This is a genomic window from Salinispira sp. (assembly GCF_059431795.1).
In genome coordinates, this window is sequence record NZ_JBXWXS010000031.1 from 1 (window position 1) to 21,808 (window position 21,808).

Sequence of the window (21,808 nt, forward strand, 5' to 3'; positions counted from 1 at the left end):
ACCAAATGGCAACAGTTGGAACTCGTTGAAGCTGGACGAGCCTTTAAGGACGGACTGCTAGTTGAGGAGTCAGCAGCCTAGAAAAAATTCCGAGGGATTGCTCATCCACTCAGATTGACAGTATCCCCCCCAAAAGGCTTCCAAGGTGAAATTGGGGTAGGACTAGGAGGCTTAGGATTGGGTTTCTCAGCAAATGGTTTTAACTTTAGTAACAATTAAGAGGAGGTATATGTTTTGAAACGGCCAAGGGTATTTTGGTTATTGTCATTTATTTTTCTTGCAATAGGAATTATAAGTTTGATATTTATTAATATTCAAACATCTAAGATTGGTGGTGATGCAATCTCTGGGATGAAAATAGAAAACAATTATTTCTTCTCAAAATCCTCTGGAGACGGATTTATTAAAGTAAGCAAAATAACATGGTATTCTAATTATATAGGTTGGATATCCTCTATAGTGGCTACATTTATTGGGTTCATATTTTTTGGTATTTCTATTGTTGTGAATTGGCTACCGTTATTACTAAATAAAAGAACAAAGAATTCACTTCACTAGCTATAATGTTCATAATTTTGGGAATTAGATTATATGGCATATTTTACTAGTCTAATATTCCTCCCCATAAGACCCAACTTGAGCTGCGCCGGATTCAATCCCGGCGTCAGCTCCAAGTACCCTTCTTATGGAGATACATTAAAGTATCAAATATCGCAATTGCAAATTTGTAACTACGAATATATAATTATAACTATGATCTTCGAATGGGATGAGCGAAAGAATCAGTCAAATATTTCAAAGCATGGAATCGCATTCGAAGATGCTCGTTTTGCATTCGCCGACCGGTTTGCAATTACAAGAGTTGACCACAGCGAGCAAGAACCGCGGTGGCAAATTATGGGTCATATAGGCTCGGTCTTGCTAGTGTTGGCTGTGTACACTCAAAGAACGGATGATAACGAAGAAATCATCCGTATAATCTCGGCACGGAAAGCAACTTCCGGGGAAAAAAGAAAATATGAAAAAGGTACATGGATATAATCCACTTTCAGATGAACAAAAGGATAGGCTAAGAAAGTTGGCTCAGCTGCCCGATTCGCAAATCGACACCTCTGATATTTCTGAATGGTCTGATGTTGAATTCTCCGAAGCTCAATCCTTTCGGGAAGTCTATAAACCGAAAAAACAACAGATAACTACTCGAATTGATGCCGATGTTCTTCTATGGCTTAAAAGCCATGGGAAAGGCTACCAAACACTCCTGAATGATCTTCTTAGAAAGGAGATGATTGAAGAACTCGAGAAAGGTGCATGACATGTTTGGTCCTACTCGGCCGGAGCATCTCAAATATGCGATTGGTCTTTGAATCACGTCAGTCAGTGACGCCCCCATCGAAGAGCATCTTGTTCCAGCTGAGCAAAAACTCTTCTACAGACCGCTGACTCTTTTGGGAGCCTGCAGATGCTGAAACCGTTTTCCGCTAGTTCTATCCCAGGGAGCGGATGGATATATAACCTCCAGCCTAGTGGCCAGAGCTGGTGACGAAACTTGTTTGAGGATGATAGAGTATTGAATACGATCACATATGGAGGTAAGGATATGTCTGCGCAAGTACAGAAAATGATTGAAAAGCTTGAGCACTTATCTGAAGATCGCCTGGCTGAAGTCTCAGATTTCATCGATTTTCTTCAGTTCAAGGATCAGGAGATCCGATTGAGATCAGATTTCACCAAAGCATCAGATGAGACTTTTTCAAAAATTTGGGACAACGAGGATGATGCTCAGTATGATAGATTATAAATACGGAGACATAGTTCTTGTTAAATTCCCCTTTTCCAATCTACAGACTACCAAACAACGACCAGCAGTGATTTTAAGTACAACACAATACAACGAACAACGTCAGGACTATATCTTAATGGCTATATCCAGTCGAATCCGAAAACCTCTCCAGATAGGGGAGGCATTAATTGAAGGCTGAGAATTTGATCCCCCTCCCATAAGACCCGACTTGAGCTGCGCAGAACAAAAGCGCGGCGTCAGCTCTATGTCGTTTCTTACGAATTTTAAGCTAAGAAAATCCGTTCTTTGACCGATGCCGGGACAGTGACGGATCAATCGAAGAGCTTCTTTCAGCTATTATACTGGAATTTCAAGAAGCTCTCGAAGCTACGAGCTGTGACAGGCTGAAACGCCATGACGGCGAGGAGCGAAAGAGATCATAAAAATCACGTAACAGTCTTTCTTCACCATACGTGACAATTGGTGTTCATCTGTGGTTCAAAACAACTCCCTGATCCGTGCATTTGTTCTCTGATCCTTGCTATCATTCCTTTCCCACCGCCAACAAGAAACAACAACTAACCAGGCCACCCGCCTTAACGGCAGAATTGGCAATTGGCGAATGCCTTGCATGAAGTCAATTCTTCGGGATGTAAATCTCCTGCTCCAGGGCATGAGATTCTTCATCAATAAGCCGGTGCCAGGCATATTTCTGGCTAGCATCCAGCATCTGCCGAAGCCCTTGTTCCTTAATCCGCTGGTGAACAATGCTGCTTTGACCGGCCTTTTTGTACAGGTCCCGCTGACTCATATCCAAATAGCGCTGCAGAGATTCTTCAAACTCATTCTCCAGATTCTCATAAAAACGCCGGCTGATCATTTGGTAGCCCCGAAGTACCTGATTTCCGTATATGGGAATGACTCCGTCGAGACCGCGTATCTGCTCCATTGCAGACAAGAGTGTTTCCAGCATATGTATTGCTTCCCGGTATTGCCGGCCTGAATTATAGCGCTCAAGAGCAATGTCGCAGCTGGAAAGCAGATCCTGTCGGCTGATATCTGCAACGGACTTGGCCCGTGTTTGATGCAGGGCCTGTCTGATTACCCCGATCATTGAAGTAAACACCTGATCCCGCCACAGCCCCTTGCGAAGTGCATTGATGAGCCGCACCAGATCCTTCTGATATGTAAGCTTTGACTGCTGATCCGGCCGGTACAGCAGCTCAAATACCGTCAGCTCCATGCCTTTGAAACGAAACCGTCCTAAAAAGAACACATCGGTACCAGATAAATCATCATCAGGATTACCGGCGGGACGTTTTTTTATCTGATGCGCCAGGTGGTTGCTCAGCAGTACACGGGTATGGTGGGGGTCCAGCCGGTTGGCGAAGCTTTGCAGCCTGGCGGCGGTATTCACAATATCTCCGGAAATATCGCCATCGGAGGTGATCACCATGGACGTATAGGTTTTCCCCCCGGCGATTCCCGCAGAAACAGCCATATCCGGGAGTACAATTTTATTGCTTACATTGCTGCGAAACAGCTCTGCGCCCTTAATTACCCGTTGGCGGGAAAAATACTCGATGATCTTAACCACCGTCCGGGCGATTCCTCTTGCATCGGCGGCCAGCAGGACCAGGCTGTCCCCTTCAATGCGCCAGGAGATCACCTGCTGTTCGGCGCACAGGCGGTGAATGTCATCCCGGATACAATCATCCAGGAGCTGAAGCATGGAGGGGTTTCGCCGGAATTTATAGCAGAAGGCCGAGTATCCGTGAATGTCCACGATGGCGGTGTAGACCGAAGAAATTGACGTGTTCCGTTTCAGCTCCCCGGCGCCGGATATCCCCCGATGGGGAACAACCAGCTCCTTCCACAGCGCAGGATAGCGTTGGGGGTTCAACGGGGAGAACCGACCCCAGTTCAGCTCCCGGATGAGACCGAACGCCTTGGCGTACACCGCATCAAGCTGGCTGCTGCGGGGCAGCTCCTGAACATAGTCCATGAGCTGAGAAAAGCGGAGAAGTTCCCGGTTGATGATTTTCGTGTAGAGATGTTCGAATAGCTCATAGGGCGATGTCTCGCTGCAGTATTCTTCCAAGTGTTTCACAGCTGCTTCCTCATCTGTTCCCCGAAACCCCGGAGATCTTCATAGAGTATATTAAGGAAATATCCTGCATTTTGCTACCGACGGATATCTGCTGTTGGCGTTCGCATTATATATGCTCTCGGTGCAGACCATTATTGAAAAAGAATGGAAAACAGGATAGCTTGCCCTACATTACTGCCCGGTCATAAGGATCGGCGCACTGGAAAAAGGAATATCCATGTTACTACACAACGAATTACTGTGGCTTGTTCTGCTGCTTGTAAATTTCGGGTCAATTCTACTGCTGTACCGGTTCTTCGGCCGGGTGGGGCTCTTCGTCTGGATTCCCATAGCTGCCATTTTGGCGAACATCCAAGTCCTGAAAACCATCGACCTGTTCGGCATACCTGCGACTTTGGGGAATATCGTGTATGCCACCAGCTTTCTGGTAACAGACATCATGAGCGAAAACTACGGCAAGAAAACCGCCCGCAACGCGGTGTTTTTCGGCTTTTTCACCCTCATTGTCACCACTTTGCTTATGAATCTGGCTATCTGGTTCGAGCCCAACAGCTTCGATATTTCCCAGAGTCATATTGAGGCCATATTTGGTTTTTTCCCGGCCTTGGTATTCGCAAGTCTTCTGGCCTTCGGGATAAGCCAGCTCCACGATATCTGGTCCTACAACTTCTGGAAGCAGCGGAAGCCGGATATCAAGTTTATCTGGCTGCGCAATAACCTTAGCACCATGGTAAGCCAGCTTTTGGACAGCCTTATCTTCACCTTGGTTGCAACCCTCTTCGGCGTTTTTCCCTGGGAGGAGTTTGTCCTGCTGTTTCTCTCCACCTATGTGCTGAAATTCCTGGTGGCTATTCTGGACACTCCCTTTCTTTATGCCGCCTCAGTGATGAAGCGCAAAGGCAAAATTCAAGAGCTGGAAGAACGATACTGAGAGCCGCAGCGGCTGGAGCGCTAGCAAAGGGGCTTGCCTGGGAATGGGCGGCCCCTTTTTTGCTGTGAAGAGCCGGGATTTACTCTTTCCAGGGGAAGATCATTCCTTTGAGGGTGCGCTTGCCGATTCGCTGGGAGTCTTCATACACCAGAGCCTTCCAGGGCACATGCTTGCGTTTCGCATCGGGGTGTTCTTCAAAGTAATCGTATTTGTACAGACGGAGCTTCAAAGCCACATGCTGCATCAGCAAAAATCCGCCGGGACCGAATAGCAGAAATGCAGTAAATCCCGACACAATGAAAATGGTGAGGGAAGTGATCAGCAGAAAAATGGAGAATCCGGCGTTATCAAAAAAGAGAATGAACATCTTCTTGAGGATCTTCGAGAGTTTTGTATCGAGCTGAGCCCGGATGGGGAAGAACCACTGCACGGCGAGAATGAATATCACCAGGGTCCAGAACAGAAAGGCCAGTGCAGCCACACTCCAGAGATTTCCCATGTTGCCGTAGAAGGGGACGATAAACGAGAAGGTGAAGATAATCAGGCCCCAGAAGATGCTGTAAAAGACCCCCAGCAGCCATGATTCCTTCAGAAACCTGAAGAATTGCTTTGGCTCCACGCTGCGCTCATGGGCAATCTCATTGATGTACAAGGAGGCCGCCGCCGTATAGGCTCCCAGCCACAGAATGCCGCCGATCATCACGATGAGGGAGAGAACCGGAGAGAAGGATGCGATCCACCCGGGAATTCCGAAGGCCAGAGCCACCGAGAAAACGAAAAACATATTGAGTATGACGAAGGTGAAAAAATTATCCCAGTAGTTGAAAAACCATTTTTTAAGCATAAAACCGAACATTGTTATTCCTTTAATATCTTCCGGGGACTGACACCGCCTGAAAGAGTGTTGAATACCGCCTTATTCTATGTGATAGGGAACCGGTATGTATACAGTATTTCCCGGAACTCCAGAAGTATCCGGGGGTCTCGTGGGGGGGCTAAATCATATGCGGGAGCCGGTTGCCGCCGTTTCTTTTTGTCCGCCTGTTCCCCGGCTGTGTAATCGCTTCAGCCGTTCTATGAGGCTGTCGGCCACCAATTCCCGTTCGCTGTCATCAACCACGATGTGTTCGCTGTCTTTCAGTTCGATAATTTCCACCGACAATGCGTTGGGCATGCGCTTTTTCAGAAATGCGCCGGTGCTGTAATGGACGGTGCTGTCGTTTCTGGAAACCACAATCTGCACCGGGCAGTTGATATGTTTCAGCCGGCGGATTGCCTTCCGGCGCATTTTCATCAGTTCGTTGCCCTGGCGGATCCAGGATCGGTATTTGTACTCGTTGTCCAGAATGATTCTATCGCCGCTAATGGCTCTGCCCATGTGATCTCTTTGTTTCCGGTCTTTCATTCTGGCGGAACTTTCCTCCACCGTGGGGCCCAGGGAGGAAACAAAGGGAGCAATGAATTTCGACGCCCAGAGCCAGGACGCTCCGGAACCGGGGGTGAACAGAAAGCCGGGGGCATGGAGGATCAGATCATCCGCCTTGAACTGGGCGGCCAGCAACGCGGCGATAATCCCCCCCATGGATAAGCCGGCGATCACAATCTTCGACGAGCTGTCTTCAAGCTCCGAGCGCAGTTCCAGCAGAGCTTCGCTTGCACTGCGATACCAGTCGGTCCACCTGCAGCTTTGGAAGTCATCTCCGTTGGTGCCGTGACCCGGCAGACGGGGTACGCGTACCGTGTAGCCTTCCTCTTTGAGCCGCTCAAACAGATATCCCATGTCATGGGGACTCCCGGTGAAGCCGTGGATGAGTAACACGCCGGGTTTGCCCGTCTCTCCCGAGTGAAAGAGGGGGCGGGAGCAGTCGAGAATTCTGGTGTTTCCGGGGGTCTTGAAATGCTGCATTTTGGTTCTCCGTTCCTGATCTCTGTTCCTATGGATTGTTTCTATGGACGACTGTCTTAGGTCAGATATTCTCCGACGCCTGCCGAACCATCAATATCAAACTATATCACCATTCAGGAATTGGCAAGCTTTTCCAGGCTGTCGGGGGTGTACGGGGCAATAGCTCCGCTGACACCCAGCCTGGGGGCGGATCGCCGCATTTCCCGATTATCCGGCCGAAATGATATTGATTATCCCGTCTATTAATACTAAACATATGATTAGTATGTTGATAATGCGAAGCTATTTTTCCCTCCTCAGGGGATGCAAAAGTCCGGAAGATATTGCCGCCCTGGCGCGCACCCGGGGCCTGAAACACGCGGTGATCTGCGACTGGATGAACATGTACGGCGCACTGCGCTTTGTTGCCGCATGCAGAAGAGAGGGCATACTGCCTCACGTGGCGGTTGATATTTCCACAGACCCCGCCGTCCCTCTGCCGGTGCTGTTTCACGGCAGGGCGGGCTTTGCCTTGCTGAACCGGCTGATTATCCGAAAGGGAGCACAGCATATTCGGCCCCGGGACCAGCGAAACAGCCGGCAAGACGGCCTGGGGCAAGACCGTAAGCAAGACCGTCAGCCAGACCGACAGCACAGGCAGGATGCCTCCCGTTTCCATGATCCCCTTGAAAATCTCCTCGGCCTGCTTGAACTGGCCGATTCCCCTGATGAACTTGCGGATCTGAGCTTCATTATTCATCCATCCAGGCTGGTAGATCTTGACAAAATGCAGCAGGGCAGGGGACCGTCGGCCTCTCCGGCCTCTCCGGCCTCTCCGGCCTCTCCGGCCTCTCCGGCCTCTCCGGCCTCTCCGGCCTCTCCGGCCTCTCCGGCCTGCCGAGCGACCCCCGTCGCCCTGAACATCTTCCCGGGCATGTTCCAGGACGTATCTCCCAGAGAGCTGCGCAGCCGGGCCGCCGAGCGGGGCATGAAAGCCGTGAGCATCTGCTGGGGAAGCTGGGAGACCCCCGAAGAGCAGGAGCGTATGGACCTTCTTCGGGCCATAGACCTGTGCATTACCAAAGCCAAACTGCAGGAGTCCCAGCGCACACCCGGCTCCCACAGGCTGCCCGCCCGGGAGGAAGCGGAAAGCCGCTTCGCCATGTTCCCCGGCGAGAGGGAACAGAGTGCCGCAATTCTGGGTAAGGGCTCTGCGGATTTTCTCATGCCCGGCCGGGTCATTTTCCCGGCGTTCCGGGGACTCAGCGAGGAGCAGGCCTGGAAGCGGCTTTCCGGGCTCTGCCGCAGGGGGGCGCTGAAGCGCTACGGGAGTCTGGGGCCGAAGGTGAGTGAACGGCTGGACTATGAGCTGGACATTATCCGGCGGAAGGGGTTCGCATCTTACTTCCTGGTGGTTCACGATATTGTCCGCCAGACCCCACGCACCTGCGGGAGGGGCAGCGCCGCCGCCAGCATTGTGAGCTACACCCTGGGCATCACCCATGTGGATCCCCTGGCGCACAATCTCTTCTTCGAGCGCTTTTTGAACATGGACAGAACCGATCCTCCGGATATCGACGTGGACTTTCCCTGGGATGAACGGGAAAAAACCCTTTCATACGTCTTTGAGAAGTATCCCGGACAGTCAGCCATGGTTGCCGACCATGTGACCTTCGGTCCCCGTTCTTCTATCCGGGAACCGGCCAAGGCCATGGGGGTCGAAGATGAGGAGATCGGCCGTTTTATTCGTATGTGGAAGCTGGGGCAGCGGGACCGTCTACCCGAATGGCTGCAGAGGGAGGCCTCAGCCATCCGGGGCGTTCCCCGCTACATGGGAACCCATCCCGGAGGGGTGGTGATTACCCCGGGGCCTATCAGCAACTATGTACACACCCAGATTTCTCCCCTGGGGTGGCCGGTGATTGCCTGGGAGAAAGATGCCGCAGAGGATGCGGGGCTCATAAAGATCGATATTCTGGGTAATCGGAGCCTTGGGGTGCTCCGGGACTGTATTTCCATGGTGAACCGCCTCCACGGCCGCTCCTTGAGCTGGACTAATCTTAAGCCCCTGAAGGATGCCGAGACCCGCCGTTTTATTGAGGGGGGCAACACCCTGGGCGTCTTTTACGTGGAGAGTCCGGCGACCCGTCAGCTTTTGCGGAAGATGCGCCGGGGGGATTATGAACACCTGGTCATCGCAAGCTCCATTATCCGGCCGGCGGCCAACCGCTATATTAATGAGTTTGTGCAGCGTCTCCACGGCAAGAGCTGGAAGCCCCTGGTTCCCGAGGTGAAGGATGTGCTTGCCGAAACCCGGGGGATTATGGTGTATCAGGAGGATGTGTCCCGGGTGTCCATTGCGGTGAGCGGTTTTAGTCCTGGAGAAGCAGACACCCTCCGGAAGGTACTCAGCCGCAAAGACCGCAGTCTCAAGCTGGAGGACTGGCGGCAGCATTTTGTGCAGGGGGGGCAAAAGCGGGGCATATCCGAAGAAAAGATGGAACTACTCTGGGAGATGGTGCTGTCATTCAACGGTTACTCTTTCTGCAAGCCCCATTCGGCTTCGTACGCTCTGGTGTCATACAAACTGGCCTGGCTGAAGCGCCGCTACCCTCTGGAGTTTTTTACCGCGGTCATCAATAACGGCGGAGGCTATTACAGCCGCCAGACCTATGTGAACGCCGTGCGCCGTCTGGGGCATCCGCTGCTTCTTCCCCACGTTAACCATTCCCACATTCTCTACCGCATTGAACCTCCGGCGGACCGGTACAGGGAAAAATCTCCCCTTCCTGCATTGAGGACCGGACTCATGCAGATATCCGGGCTTTCGGTGAATAACATGGAGCGGATTCTGGCCACCCGGGAGGAAGCCGGGCCGTTCAAAAGCTTCGAGGACTTTCAGCTGAGGGTTCCCGCGGATATTCTTCAGATCCGTGCACTCATTAAAAGCGGCGCCCTGGACGGTTTGGAGGAGGGCCTTACCCGGCCGGGGATGTTCTGGCGGCTGAGCCTGGGGATGAAAAGGCTGCGGGATCTTCGCCGCAGCGGATCGGAGGGGGAACTTTTTGATGAGCCCTTCCTTGCGGATGCCGCCCCGGAGGCGGGAGACTACGGCCCTGCTCAGAAAATCCGGGACGAGGGGGAGACTCTGGGGCTGTTTGTCACCATGCATCCCCTCAGCATATTCCTTCCCCGTGCCGAAAAGCTGGCCCGCCGCAGGGGTCTTGCTCCGCTTATCGTGTCCCGGCAGCTGAGGGGGTTCTGCAACCGTGAAGTCTTTATCGCCGGGTATCTGGTGAGCGGAAAGGAGGTGTACACGAAGCATCGAAAGGCAATGTCGTTTATCAGTTTTGAAGACCGTTTCGGCCTGTTTGAGACGGTGTTCTTCCCCGAGGCCTATGAGCGTCTCGCTCCTTTGCTGGATCTGGCAATGGCATATATTATTCAGGGAGATGTAAGGGAGGATCTGGGTGCTGTGAGCATACATATCTCTCATCTTTATCCGCTGAACCGCCGATATGTGAAGAGTAGATATTTTTCCGATTTCTTGTATACTGAAGGAGCTGGGGGAGAGTGTAGTGGCCGAAAAGTCGGGTGATCACATACTGTTGGGTTTAATATTTCTAAGCAGCGCATCGGAACAGGGAAATGCCCTCCTAGCGCGTCTGGCCTCTGAGTTCAGGAATATTCAGGGGCTTGAGATCGGAAGCAACTGGGAGGATCTGGACGGTGGTGAGCTTGCGTTTCAGCTGCGCCGCTATTCCCACATAGTCATGCTCTTTGATGATCGTGCTCCCGGGTCCCGCTGGCTGAGCTACCTTGCCGGCTACGCCATGGGCAACAGGAGCATGCTTATGCTGTACCGTGAGAGCGGCAAGGATTTTCCCCATTACCTGAGTACAGTTCCTGCGTACGGCGATGAGCATACACTGATCGACGCCCTTCACCGGGAGGTAGAGCGTCACCAGATCTACTGCCGGGTTGAAGAGGCCAGAGAGGAGCTAATCGGCAGGGGCTTCGGCCTGAATGACCAGGTGTTTGTAGATGCTGTAGTGGAAAACCGCCGGGATGTGGCGGAGTTGTTTCTCGCCGTAGGATTTTCTCCCGACACCTGCGACTCAAACAATGTTTCCCTTCTCAACCACGGGGTTCGCAGCGGCCATAATGATATCCTGATGATGCTCTTGGAAAACGGGGCCGATCCCAATGCGGTCAGCGGTGACCGGGGGAACACCCCGGTAATGGATGCCGCATCCACCGGTCAGACCGAGCTGGTGCGTCTGCTTTTAGCCGCCGGTGCGGATCCGGATGTGCGGAGCAAGAGCGGACAAACCGGACTCATGATGGCGGTGGGTGAGGGATATGCCCAAATATCTTCCCTGTTTATTGAAGCCGGCTGCGATCTGAGTATTACCGATCAGCTGGGAATGACTGCGGAAAAATATGCCCGCTTGTTTAATACTCCGGAAATCGTTAGCTTATTTGAATAGATGATGAACAACAAACAACGATTAATATTTCTTCTGGCCGACGGTCGGAACCTGCCATTTATTATCCATCCGTTCTCAGAAGGTAACCGCATCGGCAGTATCCCTGACGATGCGGTCATTCAGGGGCGCTACGGATCGGATCCGGAAGTGGAAGCTATGTCCCTTGTACGGAATACGCTCTACAGTGAAGTTGACCGGGAGGTCAGGGAATGGATGGCTGAACACCGTTTCTTCCCCCGTTTTCTTCTTTCTCTGGGAGTGTTTTTTATCGTCTTTTTCATGCTTTCTTTTGCCATCAGGGACGTGATTCCACTGGTGGATGAGCTTCTGGTCGCCACTGCGGCGGCGGTGACAACATATCTGGTAATGGACCGCAAGGGTCAGCTGAGTAAACCCGCCCTGGAACGGAAAATTCTTCTGAAAAAGAAGGTGGACCGGATCAACTTTTCCCAGAGCAGCCATCTGGTAAAACTGGAAAAGATTTTTCAGCAAATAACCGCTCCGGGAAAGAAGGATGCATCTATGCCGGCGGATCTCTTGGTACAGCTGCGCAGTGAATTGAACAACGACGGCGATAATACCGCCCTTCGGGAACTCAGTATTCTCCAGCAGCAGCTGGGAGATATGCTGAAACCTCAAAAGAAAAAGCGGATCGATAAGGCGGTGGAAAGAAACAGCAGAGGCAAAGAAGACAATGAGGGGGAGTCCAGCCTGTCACCTGCGATCTATTCAAACAGAGATGAGCAGCTCTATGCCATTATTCGGCTGCTTCGTTCTGATCTTCCTCTGTCCGATTCTGTTCAAAATCCCTGAACTCTGCCTCACGTTCAAGAGTGGTGCGTGCAACTTCCCGGGTGCGGTATGCCGGGGTGAAGCTGGGATCAAGTCCTGTTTCACGGTCGATAATACTGTTGCAGAGTTCAATTACCTTTTGAAATTCCCCGTTGCTCAATGCGCTAAGGGCCTGAATGTAGATATCATCCACCATCTTCTGCAGTGCTTCCCGGCCTTCGTCACCGAAGTTGATGGCGGCGGCAACGGAAAAATTATCCACACTGTTGAGTGAAGTGCTCAAGTCCAGGGTGTAGTTTACCTGAAAGCTTACCGGCTCCAGATTCACATCTGCTCCGAAACTTATGGAAGGGTTGTACCCCTTCCAGTCCAGACCGGTTTGAATGGAGAAAAAATCCACGAAACGAAAATCCGCACCCAGGGCAAAACCCAAGCCCTCTGATTTGGCAAAATCCACCAGGTTCATCATGTAATTGATATCCGAGCTGATCATAATAAACCGCAGAGGACGGTAGGAAAATCCCGCCACAGCCTCGGTGGGCAGGGCATCTCCCTTTACCGGGGGACCTAAATTGAGCACTGTGGCGCCAACGGAGAAGTTTTTGTCCCGGGCGGCGTATCCTTTAAGGAAATTAAAACGGGAGAGAAGCCCGATGTCACCCATAAATGCAAAGAGATTCTGATTGTACTCTTCGGGATCTAAAACCCCGGTGTATAATTGTCCCGGGACGTTCCGGTGGGCAAGCTTGAGGTTTGCACCCAGGGCCAGACCGCTGGAATAAAAGTTATCCAGAAAGTTATAGGACGCGTTGGCGGCAAACACCATTTCACTGGGGTTCGCAGCAGCTAGCTGATTTCCCCGGCTGTCCATTCGGGTGAATTCGAAATGAAGAAACTTTCCCGCAAAACCGTAGCCAAAGTTGTTGTGCCGCCGGGTAAAGAAGACCGAATCCAGACTTACATCGCTGATAATGTTACGGTGATAAAAGGCCAGTTCGGTGAACTCAAGAATGGAGCTTGCGGCCGCATTCGCTTCAATGAAAGAAACATCCCGTGCAACCGCCGTGTATGCGTTCCCCAGGTTCCGTTGTTCACCGCCGGCGGAGATTTCCAGTACAGGGAGGGTGGTGAGACCGGTGTTTTCCGGATTCTGCAGGCCGGGAAAGCTGTCGAAAATGTCTGACAGATAATCCTGGTATTCCTGAGACCATGCAGAAAAGCCGGTGAAACAGATGTACATTACAATTGTCATTACTATGGGGAAAAGTTTTTTCATTCCATTTGATATTATAGCGATGATATCGGTAAGTTTCTATGCGAATCTTCCGATTTACAAAGTAAGATGCCGGTTTCATCCAATTGGAGGTTTTGAATCTGTGTGCAGGCTCTAAGAAGCTGATATTTCTCATTCTTCTCACTCTGTTCGCCCTTAGAGTCCCGGGATTCCTGTACGCGGGAGGTGTGTCCGAAGAGCGTTACGGTCAGGCCCGCTCTCTGTTGCGGGAGCGGAATCTTGAGGAAAATCAGCAGGTGGAAAATGGCAGGGAAGCCTCCCGCATTCTCCGGGAGCTTCTTGAAGAATTTATCACCCAGCCCGACCGCTCCGATTCTGAAATTGCCGATGTACGAATGCTGCTTGCCGATGCCCTGTTTCAGGCCAAAGAATATAATGCCTCCATCGAAATGCTTACCCAGGTTATGGCTTTTCATCCCCAGCGCTTCGATGAGGCTGAGCAAAAGATTGGGGTAATACGGAATGTACGCAGCGAGTACAATACCCTCCTGAACGGCCTTCTGGCGGAACTGCGGAAAGATCCCAATGATCCCGACGATCCGTTTGATGAAGAAGAAGCCCTTGCAATTATCAGCCGGATGGAATCCCTGTTTCCCGATCCCGATCCGGGAACCGCCCGGCAGATTGCGGATAACAAGTCCCGGGTAAAGCTGGCGGTGGACCGGGGGTATCGGGACCGGATCATCGAACAGGCTCACGATCTGATCCTTCAGGGTGAATACCTGGCAGCCATAGACCGGTATCTCACTATCGATGATATAGATGAAAAGGGGTTTTATTCCCGGAGTTTCGATCTTCAGCGGGAAGAGTTTCTTGCAACCGGCCCTGCAGTTCTCTATTTGAATCAGGTTGATAATTTTATTTCAAGCGTCACCGAAACCAGCCGTTCCTACATCAGCCAGGCGGATGAAACAGGGCAGAGTATTGCACTGTTCGGCAACGATTTTAACCGTTTGTTTCCCTCCGAATCCTCCGGGGCTTTACGCGCTTCGCTTCCGTTGGAGAACCAGTCAGTGATTGATGCAGGCGTTCAACCGGAAGCTGAGAACGCTGAAGTCGAGCAGGGGGAAGATGGAGCTTTGGACAATGATCAGCAGGGCGAAGCCGGCCAGCAGGCTTCTGCTCTGGAGTCGGGAGTGTACCGCAGTGAAGAATCGGTGGCCGCACTTTATGAAGATTTACGCTCCCAGGCGGCTTTAAGAGACCGGCTGAGGGAGTCCGCCCGACGCTCTCGGGAGTTAAGGGAAATTTTTTCCGGCAATGTATCCCAGGCCGGTCCCGGTGAAGATTCCGAATACCTTCTGTATCTGCAGCAGTTCATAGACGGTCCCGCTCAGTTCGATAACGAAGGGATCCGGGGATCGGCGGAGCGCTATATCCGAGAGCAGAAAAACCTTGTGTTCGATTTGATCCTTCCCAGGATTCAGGAGTACGCTGCCCAAAGCGATGCCCTGTACGAAACCGAAGAATATGACAGCGTAGAACAGAGCCTGATCCCGCTCAGAGATTTAGGAATTTTCGCCTTTCAGATCTGGCAGATATACAGCGGTGAAGACGATACCGCCGTCTTTCAGCTCACAAGCGGAAACATGCAGTATGTCCCCCCGGAAGATGTAAGGGATGCGGCCGCTTTGCTGATCAACCATCAGCGCCTTCAGGGAAGGGGAGCTCTTGCATCACTTGCACTGGACTACCGCCGGCTTAATGAATTGACTCCCCTTTCAGCCCAGGACGCGTTGGCTGCCTATAACTCGGGTCTGGATATTTTGAGTCGGGTGGGAGAGTTCAGTGAACCCTTTCTTTCATCCCTTAACCAGCTTCCCCAGCAGCTTTTTGAACAGGTTCCCGAGCAGGTCTCCGTCCTTGTCTCCGATGCTGCGGACCAGCACAGCAGCGACAGGGCTGGGATTGTCTCAGGGCTTGAGACTGCGATAACCGGGTATTTCAACGATTACCTGGTGTTCCTCCAGGAGAATGCCCCTGAGCGTCTTGCTTCGGCGGTGGATCAGATCGATGAGGCCGACCGTCGTCTTGAAGGGGTCGAGCAGGAAAACGGGCTTGTCTATTACTATCCCGGGGAAGCCCTTCAGGCGTATACCGATTCCCTGGATGAGCTGGAAAATATTGTGAATATATCCCTGGATATCAATGCCCAAATCGCATCCAGTCCCGATTTTGTCCGGAATGCAGCTGAATTGGAGCAGCTGCAAAATATTTCCTCCAATGTTATTGACCAGGCCCGGGAAGAGATATCCCAGGTAGAACCGAAGATCAGCATCGCTGCCCGCCAGGTGGAGGAAGCTTCGGATCTGCTTCAGGATGCCCGTGTCGCCGAACAACAGACCCGTTCGGCAATAGCTAACAGCCAATACGAACAGGCTCAGAGTCAGTTCGACCTGATGATAGAAAGCTACGACGATTCCCTGGCCATACAGGATGATCCGACAGTTCGCCGGGAACGGGAGAACATACGCGATGAACTTGGCCAGGAGATTGGGGATCTGCTTGTGAGAATTAGTACGGACAGAAAACGAGAAGCCCTGGCCAGTGCCAAAGCAAGCTATGATGACGGCGATTATGCACCGGCTCTCAACTTCCTTGCGGATGCCACAGAATACCATGAGATAATCAGTCCCGACGAACCCGATCCTTCCATTGAATATTTGGAGGAATTAATTGTCGCCGCCAACAGCCTTGCACAGGAGCGGGAGCTCAACGAAACCGACCCCTTGTATCCAACTGTGAGTTCCTACCTGAATCTGGCGTCTTCAGCAGTATCCCGGGCCAGAGAAGCAGCAGGACGGGGAGACGACCAGGCTCTCAGGCGGAATATCAGCTCTGCGGAATCGAACCTGGTGAGCGTCACCCAGCTGAAGCCGTCAAACTTTCAGGCCGAGCTGCTGCGCCTGGAACTTCAGCGTTTGCAGAATCCTGAAGACTTTGAAAGCTATTTTAATGAACAGGTGGATGAGATTCTCCAGGATGTCCGGGAAGAAAACACCGAGCCGGGACAAAGTCTTCAACAGTTTCGGGAAGTATCCCTGACCCGTCTGGAGGCCCTGGATGAGATCTCCCCCGGGGATCCCCGGATTACATCGGCCATCCGGCAGCTGGAAGTGGATTTGGGAATTCGTGAATCTCCTCAGGAAGTAGCAAACAGGAACCGTTCTGAGAACCTCCTTGCCCAGGCCCGTCAGCTCTATACCAGCGCAGCGGCTGCAGGAAGTGAGCAGCAGGCGGTGAACCGACTTGAGGATGCTCTGGCTCTGGCGGAAGACGCTCAGCAGGTGTATCCGGCCAACCTTCAGGCTGGGAATCTCATCGATGATATTCTCTATGAGCTGGGACGTCCCACCACGGTGAGTCTCTCCTCGGTGGATAGTTCGCTTCTGGAACAGGCGACCACAGACTGGTATGTGAATAACCGTCAGATTCGAGCCAGAAATATTGTTGACGACTTATGGCAGGATGAAGAGAACCGCCGCTATCCGCCCCTTCGTGAACTTCGGGAAGAAATTTATATCAGCCTCGGTCTTCCATTAAACTAGGCGGGGAGAATATACTGAATATTCATATGCGGCGGGAACGGAAAGGGTATATCGGTACAGATTATGGGCATCCACACAGGATTTTTCCTCCTTCCGGGGTCTTGCTTCCCCTTCTGGCGGTACTGCTGACAATTCTCAGTGCACCGGGGGGGCTGTGCGCCCAGGAGGTGGGCAATACCCGTATTTATTTAGAGCCGCCACGGCAGGTACTTCAGGCGGATGTCAGGGTTCCGGAACTTATTTCTTTCGACAATAAACTCTACCTTTTCTATCAGCGGGTTCTGGGCGGAGAAGGGCGAAGCATTTCCGTAGCATATATTACCAGCGAAGACGGCAGACAGTGGTCCGAAGAGCAGTTCATCCGGGAGGAGATCCCTCTGGAGAGCGACTCAATTCCCCCGGTATACGCAGTGGCTGTGGGGGAAAATGAGATTGCGGCGGCCGTTACCGTATCTGAGAATGACGTGGAGCTGTATCACGCCCGCCGGGGACAATCCTTCCGTCTTGAGGAAGAGATCAGGTCCGGCAGCACGGTTGTAAATCCCGTGCTCCGCCCCCGGGACGAAGGGTTTATCCTCTTCCTTTCCCAAAGAAGCCAGCGTCTTTCCCAGGATGCGGTAATCGCCACCGAAGTGTTTAATATTGTATACAGTCTGCGAAGTTCCTCAGGGGGATGGAGCGGTCTTCAAACACTGAATACCCCGGATAACCAGCGACAGATTTTCAACCCCGCATTTCTGGATACAGGGGAGCGGGAATATCTCGTGTATGAAGCCAGAAATATCTCCGCAGAATTCGGGGCATATAATCAGCTGTACAGTATGGTGAGCCAGGATAACGCTCTTACATGGAGCGAACCGCTCAATATTACCGACTTTGTGGACTTTGAAGACAGCAATAACAGTTCCATTGTGTACCAGAATTACACCAACCAGAATCCCCGGCTCTCCCTGGGTGAAGACGGTCTGCCGGTGCTGCTCTATGAGCGAAACCGCCTGGGGTTGAATGCCCGTATAAGCCTTTCCCGTCTGGATCGTTCCGGCCTTGTACGGGTCGAGCGGAACCGGCGGAATGTATATATCAGCCCGGAAAACCGGGCTTCCGGAGCGCCCCGGCATATTCTTTTCCGGGGTGAAGAGTATGTGCTGTTCTACTATGATCCTCTGGGGCAAAGCCGGGTTTATCTTGCCGGGCGGGACATCCCCGACTGGGATACATACGAACTCACCGAAGGGTTTTCAGGGGTCTTCCCCCGGTTTGCCGAACACAACGGAAGGCTTCATATTATCTGGCTTCGTCGAAATTTGCAGGAGGGCGGCCCCGGCTCCCTGGTATACCGTGAACCGGACCAGTTTGTTGAACCGCCGATTGCCCGGCCGCTGAACTTTCAGCCCGGTGTACCGGATAACATACGGGAGCTTGCATTCGATATTCAACTTCCAGATGATCCCGCAGGAATTCGTTCCATTTCATACCTTTGGACTCAAGAGGATCGGGCGGAGCTGAGGGATCTTCAATCGGTGGGGCTTACCGGAAATATTATCCTGAACGCCGACCGTCATGGCCCCTGGAATCTCTTCATCAGCGCCCGGGACGGGGCAGGAAACCGTTCCCAAATCAGCCGAGTATCCTATGAACTGGATCTGGAACCTCCGGGAAAAGTGGAATTCCCCCCCTTCCCGGTGGACGATGAGGGATATCTGGAATCCAATAGCATCACCCTGCCGTGGAGAGAAAGTGAAGCCGACGACCTTGCAGGATACCAGCTCAGACTTGAATATATCGGTGAGTCGGACCTGGAACTGGTAAATCCTGAAGAAATTACCCGGAGGGTTAGGGAAAACTTTGCAAACCGTGTGTCCATTTTCCGTGAGGAAAATCGCTTGCAGCTGTCCAATGAAGACAACGGTTTGTGGGCTCTGGCGGTGAGAGCCATAGACCGGGTGGGCAATACCGGCGAAACCGGGGTGACGCTGATCAGGATGAATAAATACGTGCCGGTGACCCTCCTGAATCTGATCACCCTGGATGAGAATATTTTGGGTGAGAAACTCCTTGAATTCCAGGGCAGGGGATACACCGCCAACGGCAGAATTTCCCGAATTGTCTTCGACCGGGACGGAGCTGCGCCCTGGGATTACGAGCTGCTGCTTTCCGACGGCGATTACCGCATAGTTTCGGACCGGAGGATCAGCGGTATTTCACTCAGAGACGTGAGTACCGGTGATTATCAGATCGGTCTGTTCCATGAGGATCGGGGCTGGTATTTTTACTCCAGAAGTCTGGCACTGGATGCCAGCGGTGCGGTGAAGCTGGGGCGCTATGAACTGAATCCCCCGCCGGAGGTATCGGTAATAGGTGAGCAAGTACGCAGGCTTTCAGCCATGCAGATCTCTGTTATACTTATAATACCTCTGCTGATATTTGTGATTATCATAAGTCTGATCAGGATGCGGTCGATAATACGGGATAACAGGGCAATTCAGCAGGAAGTACTGGCTCTCATTGAGGGCAGTCAGAGCCCGTCATCCAGGGACTTGGAGGAAAAAGTTTCTACAATGCAAAAGCAGGGCATGGGCTTGAGAGCCAAGTTCACCATATTTATGCTCATTCTGGTTATCGCCGTGGTTGCCGTGGTTTCCCTTCCTCTGAGCACATTTATTCTCACCAATCAGCAGGAAACCCTTGCCCAGGGACTGGAAGACAGAATTGAGGTGATGATCCGCAGTCTTTCCACCGGTGCCGCCGGAGTATTGGATGACTCCAGCGCGTTGAATATTATTCGGGGCCTGGGGGATTTGACCAACCAGGTATCAGCCATGTCCGAGATCGAATACGTAACCATCACCTCCAGACCCAATGACGTGCAGTTGGACCAGGACAGCCGGGAATTTATCTGGGCAACCACAGATGATTTACTGTTCATGGACGAGGAGCAGCAGAACGAGTACCTCAGCCGCATCACCGAAGTATATCAGAATGATGAATATTTTATTCGGAGCACCGAACCCCAGGCTGAGAATCTGATCGCCGGACGTCTGCGGATCCGGGATTCGGTGAGTGAGGAAATTGTGAATCAGGTAATTCCCGATTTCAATGATTCCCTGGACGATCCCGAACTGGGGCAGATTATTGATGATTTACAGAGTCTTCAGGAAGCCCGTTCCGGTGCCAGTGATGAGGAATTTCAGCAGCTGCTGAATCAGGAAGATATTCTACTGGACAGACTCTCATCCGAACTTGAGCAGGAAGCGCAAATCCGCAGCGAACCTTCATTCAGTGTTCAGAATTACGATCTGGATTCCCAGTATTATACCTTCTATTACCCGGTGTACTGGATAGAGAATGATTTTTCCGCGGAGTACCAGGGAACCATCAGACTGGGAATTTCCACCGAGTCCATTAACAGCCAAATTCAAAGCACACGGCGTACGATTCTTATTCAGGTGGGAATCTTTGCCGCCATCGCCGTTGCGGCGGGTATTGCCGGGGCCCTTCTCTTGGCTTCCATTACCGTCAATCCTATTAAGCAGCTGGTAGCCGGCGTGGAACGCATCCGCGATACGGAAAAGAAGTCGGATCTGAAAGGGGCTCCCATCGTGGTGAAAACCCGGGACGAACTGAACTTTCTGTCGGAAACCATCAACCAGATGACCGCCGGTCTCATTAAAGCAGAAGCAGCCAATGAATCGGTGATGATGGGTAAAGACGTCCAGAAGATGTTTATTACCCTGGACCCAAACCCCCATGATGCAAAAACCAAAGCCACCACCCGGCACGAAATTACCGATGAAGTTGAGTTTTTCGGCTATTACGAGGGTGCCAAAGGGGTATCCGGAGACTACTATTATTATCAAAAGATAGATGACCGGAAGTACGCCATGATTAAGTGTGATGTTTCCGGCAAAGATATCGAGGCGGCCCTGATTATGGTGACCGTTGCCACCCTCTTCCTCCAGCATTTCGACAGCTGGCAGGATAAACAGCTGAGGGAGCGCCGGATAGCCCATGCTCTGAAGCAGAAGGTTCAAAGCGGGGCCCGGTTATCCCAGCTGGCAACCAATATCAATGAGATTATCTACGCCCGTGAGTTTAAGGGGAAATTCGCCGCATTCAATATGCTCACCCTGGATGAGAAAAGCGGTGAGATCACCTTCTGCAATGCCGGAGACAACATAGTTCACCTCTACCGGCGAAGTCAGAAGAAGGTGGTCCAGATCCAGCTGAAGCAAACCCCGGCTGCAGGGGCGGTGAGCGAACGGGTCATGGGAATGCCCATCGAATTCCCTGAAGAAACAGCCCGCCTGGAAAAAGGCGATATAATGCTTCTGTTCACCGACGGGTACGAGGAAGCCCGGCGCTATCTCCGCTATGAAGACTGGAGCGTGTACAAGGCCGATGATTTCAGTGGTGAAGAAGGGAAGAAAGCGATGGATGCCCTGGAAGAGGAAATGAAACCCTTTATTATGGGGCAGGATGAAGACGGTCTCGGGGAATCTTTCAGCATCCCCCGTATCCACGATGTGGTGGAAGCGGTAATGAACCGCCAGATGTACCGGCTTACCAAATTTCGAAATCCCGCCGGAGAAGAGGATCTTCTCTTCGATTTCACCGCCATGGAATCAAATCTGGAAAATCTGATTCTTGCTCTCATGTCTGTGGAAAAGGTGTTCCGTCTGGTTCCCGTTCCAGGTCTAACCCATGAAGACCGGATTAATGTGGATAAGAAAATCGATGAATTTCTAAAGAAGTATTTCCTCCAGTACAGCCGATATTTTAATCATCCGCTGGAAACCGACGAAAACAGTCTGTATCAGCGTTTCAGTCATATTAAAGAGGATTCTCAGTATGACGATTTGACCATTCTGGCGGTGGAGAAAAAATAGGGGAGTCTATGGAATGTCTCATGAATTGGAAAATGTCTATGACGAAAATGTCTGCGAAAAAAACGTCTATGACACAAAAAACTGCAGTA

The 21,808-nt window shown here is 51.8% G+C and carries 14 protein-coding genes; 10 read left to right on the forward strand and 4 right to left on the reverse strand.

The window, feature by feature from the left end; all coding sequences use genetic code 11:
- Positions 1–753: 753 nt before the first annotated feature.
- The 4 genes from AC52PS_RS09905 (at position 754) to AC52PS_RS09920 (ending at position 1,982) form a co-directional block, all read left to right on the forward strand.
- Positions 754–1,041 carry a BrnT family toxin gene (locus tag AC52PS_RS09905; protein WP_495562904.1) on the forward strand — a complete coding sequence of 96 codons (288 nt, stop codon included), beginning with the start codon at positions 754–756 and terminating at the stop codon, positions 1,039–1,041.
- Positions 1,019–1,315 (forward strand): BrnA antitoxin family protein, encoded by a 297-nt coding sequence (locus AC52PS_RS09910; RefSeq protein ID WP_495562905.1) that lies wholly within the window; start codon positions 1,019–1,021, stop codon positions 1,313–1,315. The genes AC52PS_RS09905 and AC52PS_RS09910 overlap by 23 nt, the downstream gene beginning before the upstream one ends.
- Positions 1,316–1,600: 285 nt before the next feature.
- A complete protein-coding gene (locus AC52PS_RS09915; protein WP_495562906.1) occupies positions 1,601–1,801 on the forward strand; it encodes a hypothetical protein in 201 nt (66 codons plus the stop codon).
- Positions 1,788–1,982 carry a type II toxin-antitoxin system PemK/MazF family toxin gene (locus tag AC52PS_RS09920; protein WP_495562907.1) on the forward strand — a complete coding sequence of 65 codons (195 nt, stop codon included), beginning with the start codon at positions 1,788–1,790 and terminating at the stop codon, positions 1,980–1,982. Before AC52PS_RS09915 ends, AC52PS_RS09920 begins: the two co-directional genes overlap by 14 nt.
- A gap of 438 nt (positions 1,983–2,420) precedes the next feature.
- Here the strand turns inward: AC52PS_RS09920 and AC52PS_RS09925 are convergent, their stop codons facing one another.
- Entirely contained in the window at positions 2,421–3,893 is a 1,473-nt protein-coding gene (locus tag AC52PS_RS09925; protein ID WP_495562908.1) for a nucleotidyl cyclase domain-containing protein, read from the reverse strand.
- A gap of 217 nt (positions 3,894–4,110) precedes the next feature.
- Here AC52PS_RS09925 and AC52PS_RS09930 point away from each other — a divergent pair, with 217 nt between their 5' ends.
- Positions 4,111–4,824, forward strand: coding sequence for a queuosine precursor transporter (locus AC52PS_RS09930; RefSeq protein WP_495562909.1), 714 nt, complete (start codon positions 4,111–4,113; stop codon positions 4,822–4,824).
- A gap of 79 nt (positions 4,825–4,903) precedes the next feature.
- Here AC52PS_RS09930 and AC52PS_RS09935 read toward each other — a convergent pair whose 3' ends face one another.
- Complete coding sequence (locus AC52PS_RS09935; protein ID WP_495562910.1) at positions 4,904–5,668, reverse strand: YesL family protein; 765 nt, start codon at positions 5,666–5,668, stop codon at positions 4,904–4,906.
- 156 nt (positions 5,669–5,824) lie between these two features.
- The gene (locus tag AC52PS_RS09940) at positions 5,825–6,730 is read right to left on the reverse strand and encodes an alpha/beta hydrolase (RefSeq protein WP_495562911.1); all 906 of its coding nucleotides are present in this window, start codon (positions 6,728–6,730) and stop codon (positions 5,825–5,827) included.
- Positions 6,731–6,986: 256 nt separating this feature from the next.
- Here AC52PS_RS09940 and AC52PS_RS09945 point away from each other — a divergent pair, with 256 nt between their 5' ends.
- Genes AC52PS_RS09945 through AC52PS_RS09955 form a run of 3 tightly spaced genes read left to right on the forward strand, consistent with a single transcriptional unit; the run spans position 6,987 to position 12,012 of the window.
- A complete protein-coding gene (locus AC52PS_RS09945; RefSeq protein ID WP_495562912.1) occupies positions 6,987–10,307 on the forward strand; it encodes a helix-hairpin-helix domain-containing protein in 3,321 nt (1,106 codons plus the stop codon).
- On the forward strand, positions 10,288–11,199 hold the full coding sequence (locus AC52PS_RS09950) for an ankyrin repeat domain-containing protein (RefSeq protein ID WP_495562913.1): 912 nt from the start codon (positions 10,288–10,290) through the stop codon (positions 11,197–11,199). Before AC52PS_RS09945 ends, AC52PS_RS09950 begins: the two co-directional genes overlap by 20 nt.
- Complete coding sequence (locus AC52PS_RS09955) at positions 11,200–12,012, forward strand: hypothetical protein (RefSeq protein ID WP_495562914.1); 813 nt, start codon at positions 11,200–11,202, stop codon at positions 12,010–12,012. It abuts the gene before it with no gap.
- Here the strand turns inward: AC52PS_RS09955 and AC52PS_RS09960 are convergent.
- A complete protein-coding gene (locus AC52PS_RS09960; RefSeq protein ID WP_495562915.1) occupies positions 11,957–13,267 on the reverse strand; it encodes a UPF0164 family protein in 1,311 nt (436 codons plus the stop codon). The two genes, AC52PS_RS09955 and AC52PS_RS09960, sit on opposite strands and share 56 nt — an antisense overlap.
- 92 nt (positions 13,268–13,359) lie before the next feature.
- Between AC52PS_RS09960 and AC52PS_RS09965 the strand changes: the two genes are divergently transcribed.
- Both AC52PS_RS09965 and AC52PS_RS09970 read left to right on the forward strand, forming a co-directional pair.
- On the forward strand, positions 13,360–16,833 hold the full coding sequence (locus AC52PS_RS09965) for a hypothetical protein (protein WP_495562916.1): 3,474 nt from the start codon (positions 13,360–13,362) through the stop codon (positions 16,831–16,833).
- Positions 16,834–16,859: 26 nt separating this feature from the next.
- On the forward strand, positions 16,860–21,719 hold the full coding sequence (locus AC52PS_RS09970) for a SpoIIE family protein phosphatase (RefSeq protein ID WP_495562917.1): 4,860 nt from the start codon (positions 16,860–16,862) through the stop codon (positions 21,717–21,719).
- Positions 21,720–21,808 lie beyond the last annotated feature (89 nt).

Excerpts from the sequence above, each read along its gene's own strand:
- AC52PS_RS09915 (WP_495562906.1), top strand. The coding sequence starts at position 1,601 with ATGTCTGCGCAAGTACAGAAAATGATTGAAAAGCTTGAGCACTTATCT.
- AC52PS_RS09910 (WP_495562905.1), top strand. The coding sequence starts at position 1,019 with ATGAAAAAGGTACATGGATATAATCCACTTTCAGATGAACAAAAGGAT.
- AC52PS_RS09935 (WP_495562910.1), bottom strand. The coding sequence starts at position 5,668 with ATGCTTAAAAAATGGTTTTTCAACTACTGGGATAATTTTTTCACCTTC.
- AC52PS_RS09960 (WP_495562915.1), bottom strand. The coding sequence starts at position 13,267 with ATGAAAAAACTTTTCCCCATAGTAATGACAATTGTAATGTACATCTGT.
- AC52PS_RS09945 (WP_495562912.1), top strand. The coding sequence starts at position 6,987 with ATGATTAGTATGTTGATAATGCGAAGCTATTTTTCCCTCCTCAGGGGA.
- AC52PS_RS09905 (WP_495562904.1), top strand. The coding sequence starts at position 754 with ATGATCTTCGAATGGGATGAGCGAAAGAATCAGTCAAATATTTCAAAG.
- AC52PS_RS09940 (WP_495562911.1), bottom strand. The coding sequence starts at position 6,730 with ATGCAGCATTTCAAGACCCCCGGAAACACCAGAATTCTCGACTGCTCC.
- AC52PS_RS09920 (WP_495562907.1), top strand. The coding sequence starts at position 1,788 with ATGATAGATTATAAATACGGAGACATAGTTCTTGTTAAATTCCCCTTT.
- AC52PS_RS09955 (WP_495562914.1), top strand. The coding sequence starts at position 11,200 with ATGATGAACAACAAACAACGATTAATATTTCTTCTGGCCGACGGTCGG.
- AC52PS_RS09930 (WP_495562909.1), top strand. The coding sequence starts at position 4,111 with ATGTTACTACACAACGAATTACTGTGGCTTGTTCTGCTGCTTGTAAAT.
- AC52PS_RS09970 (WP_495562917.1), top strand. The coding sequence starts at position 16,860 with ATGCGGCGGGAACGGAAAGGGTATATCGGTACAGATTATGGGCATCCA.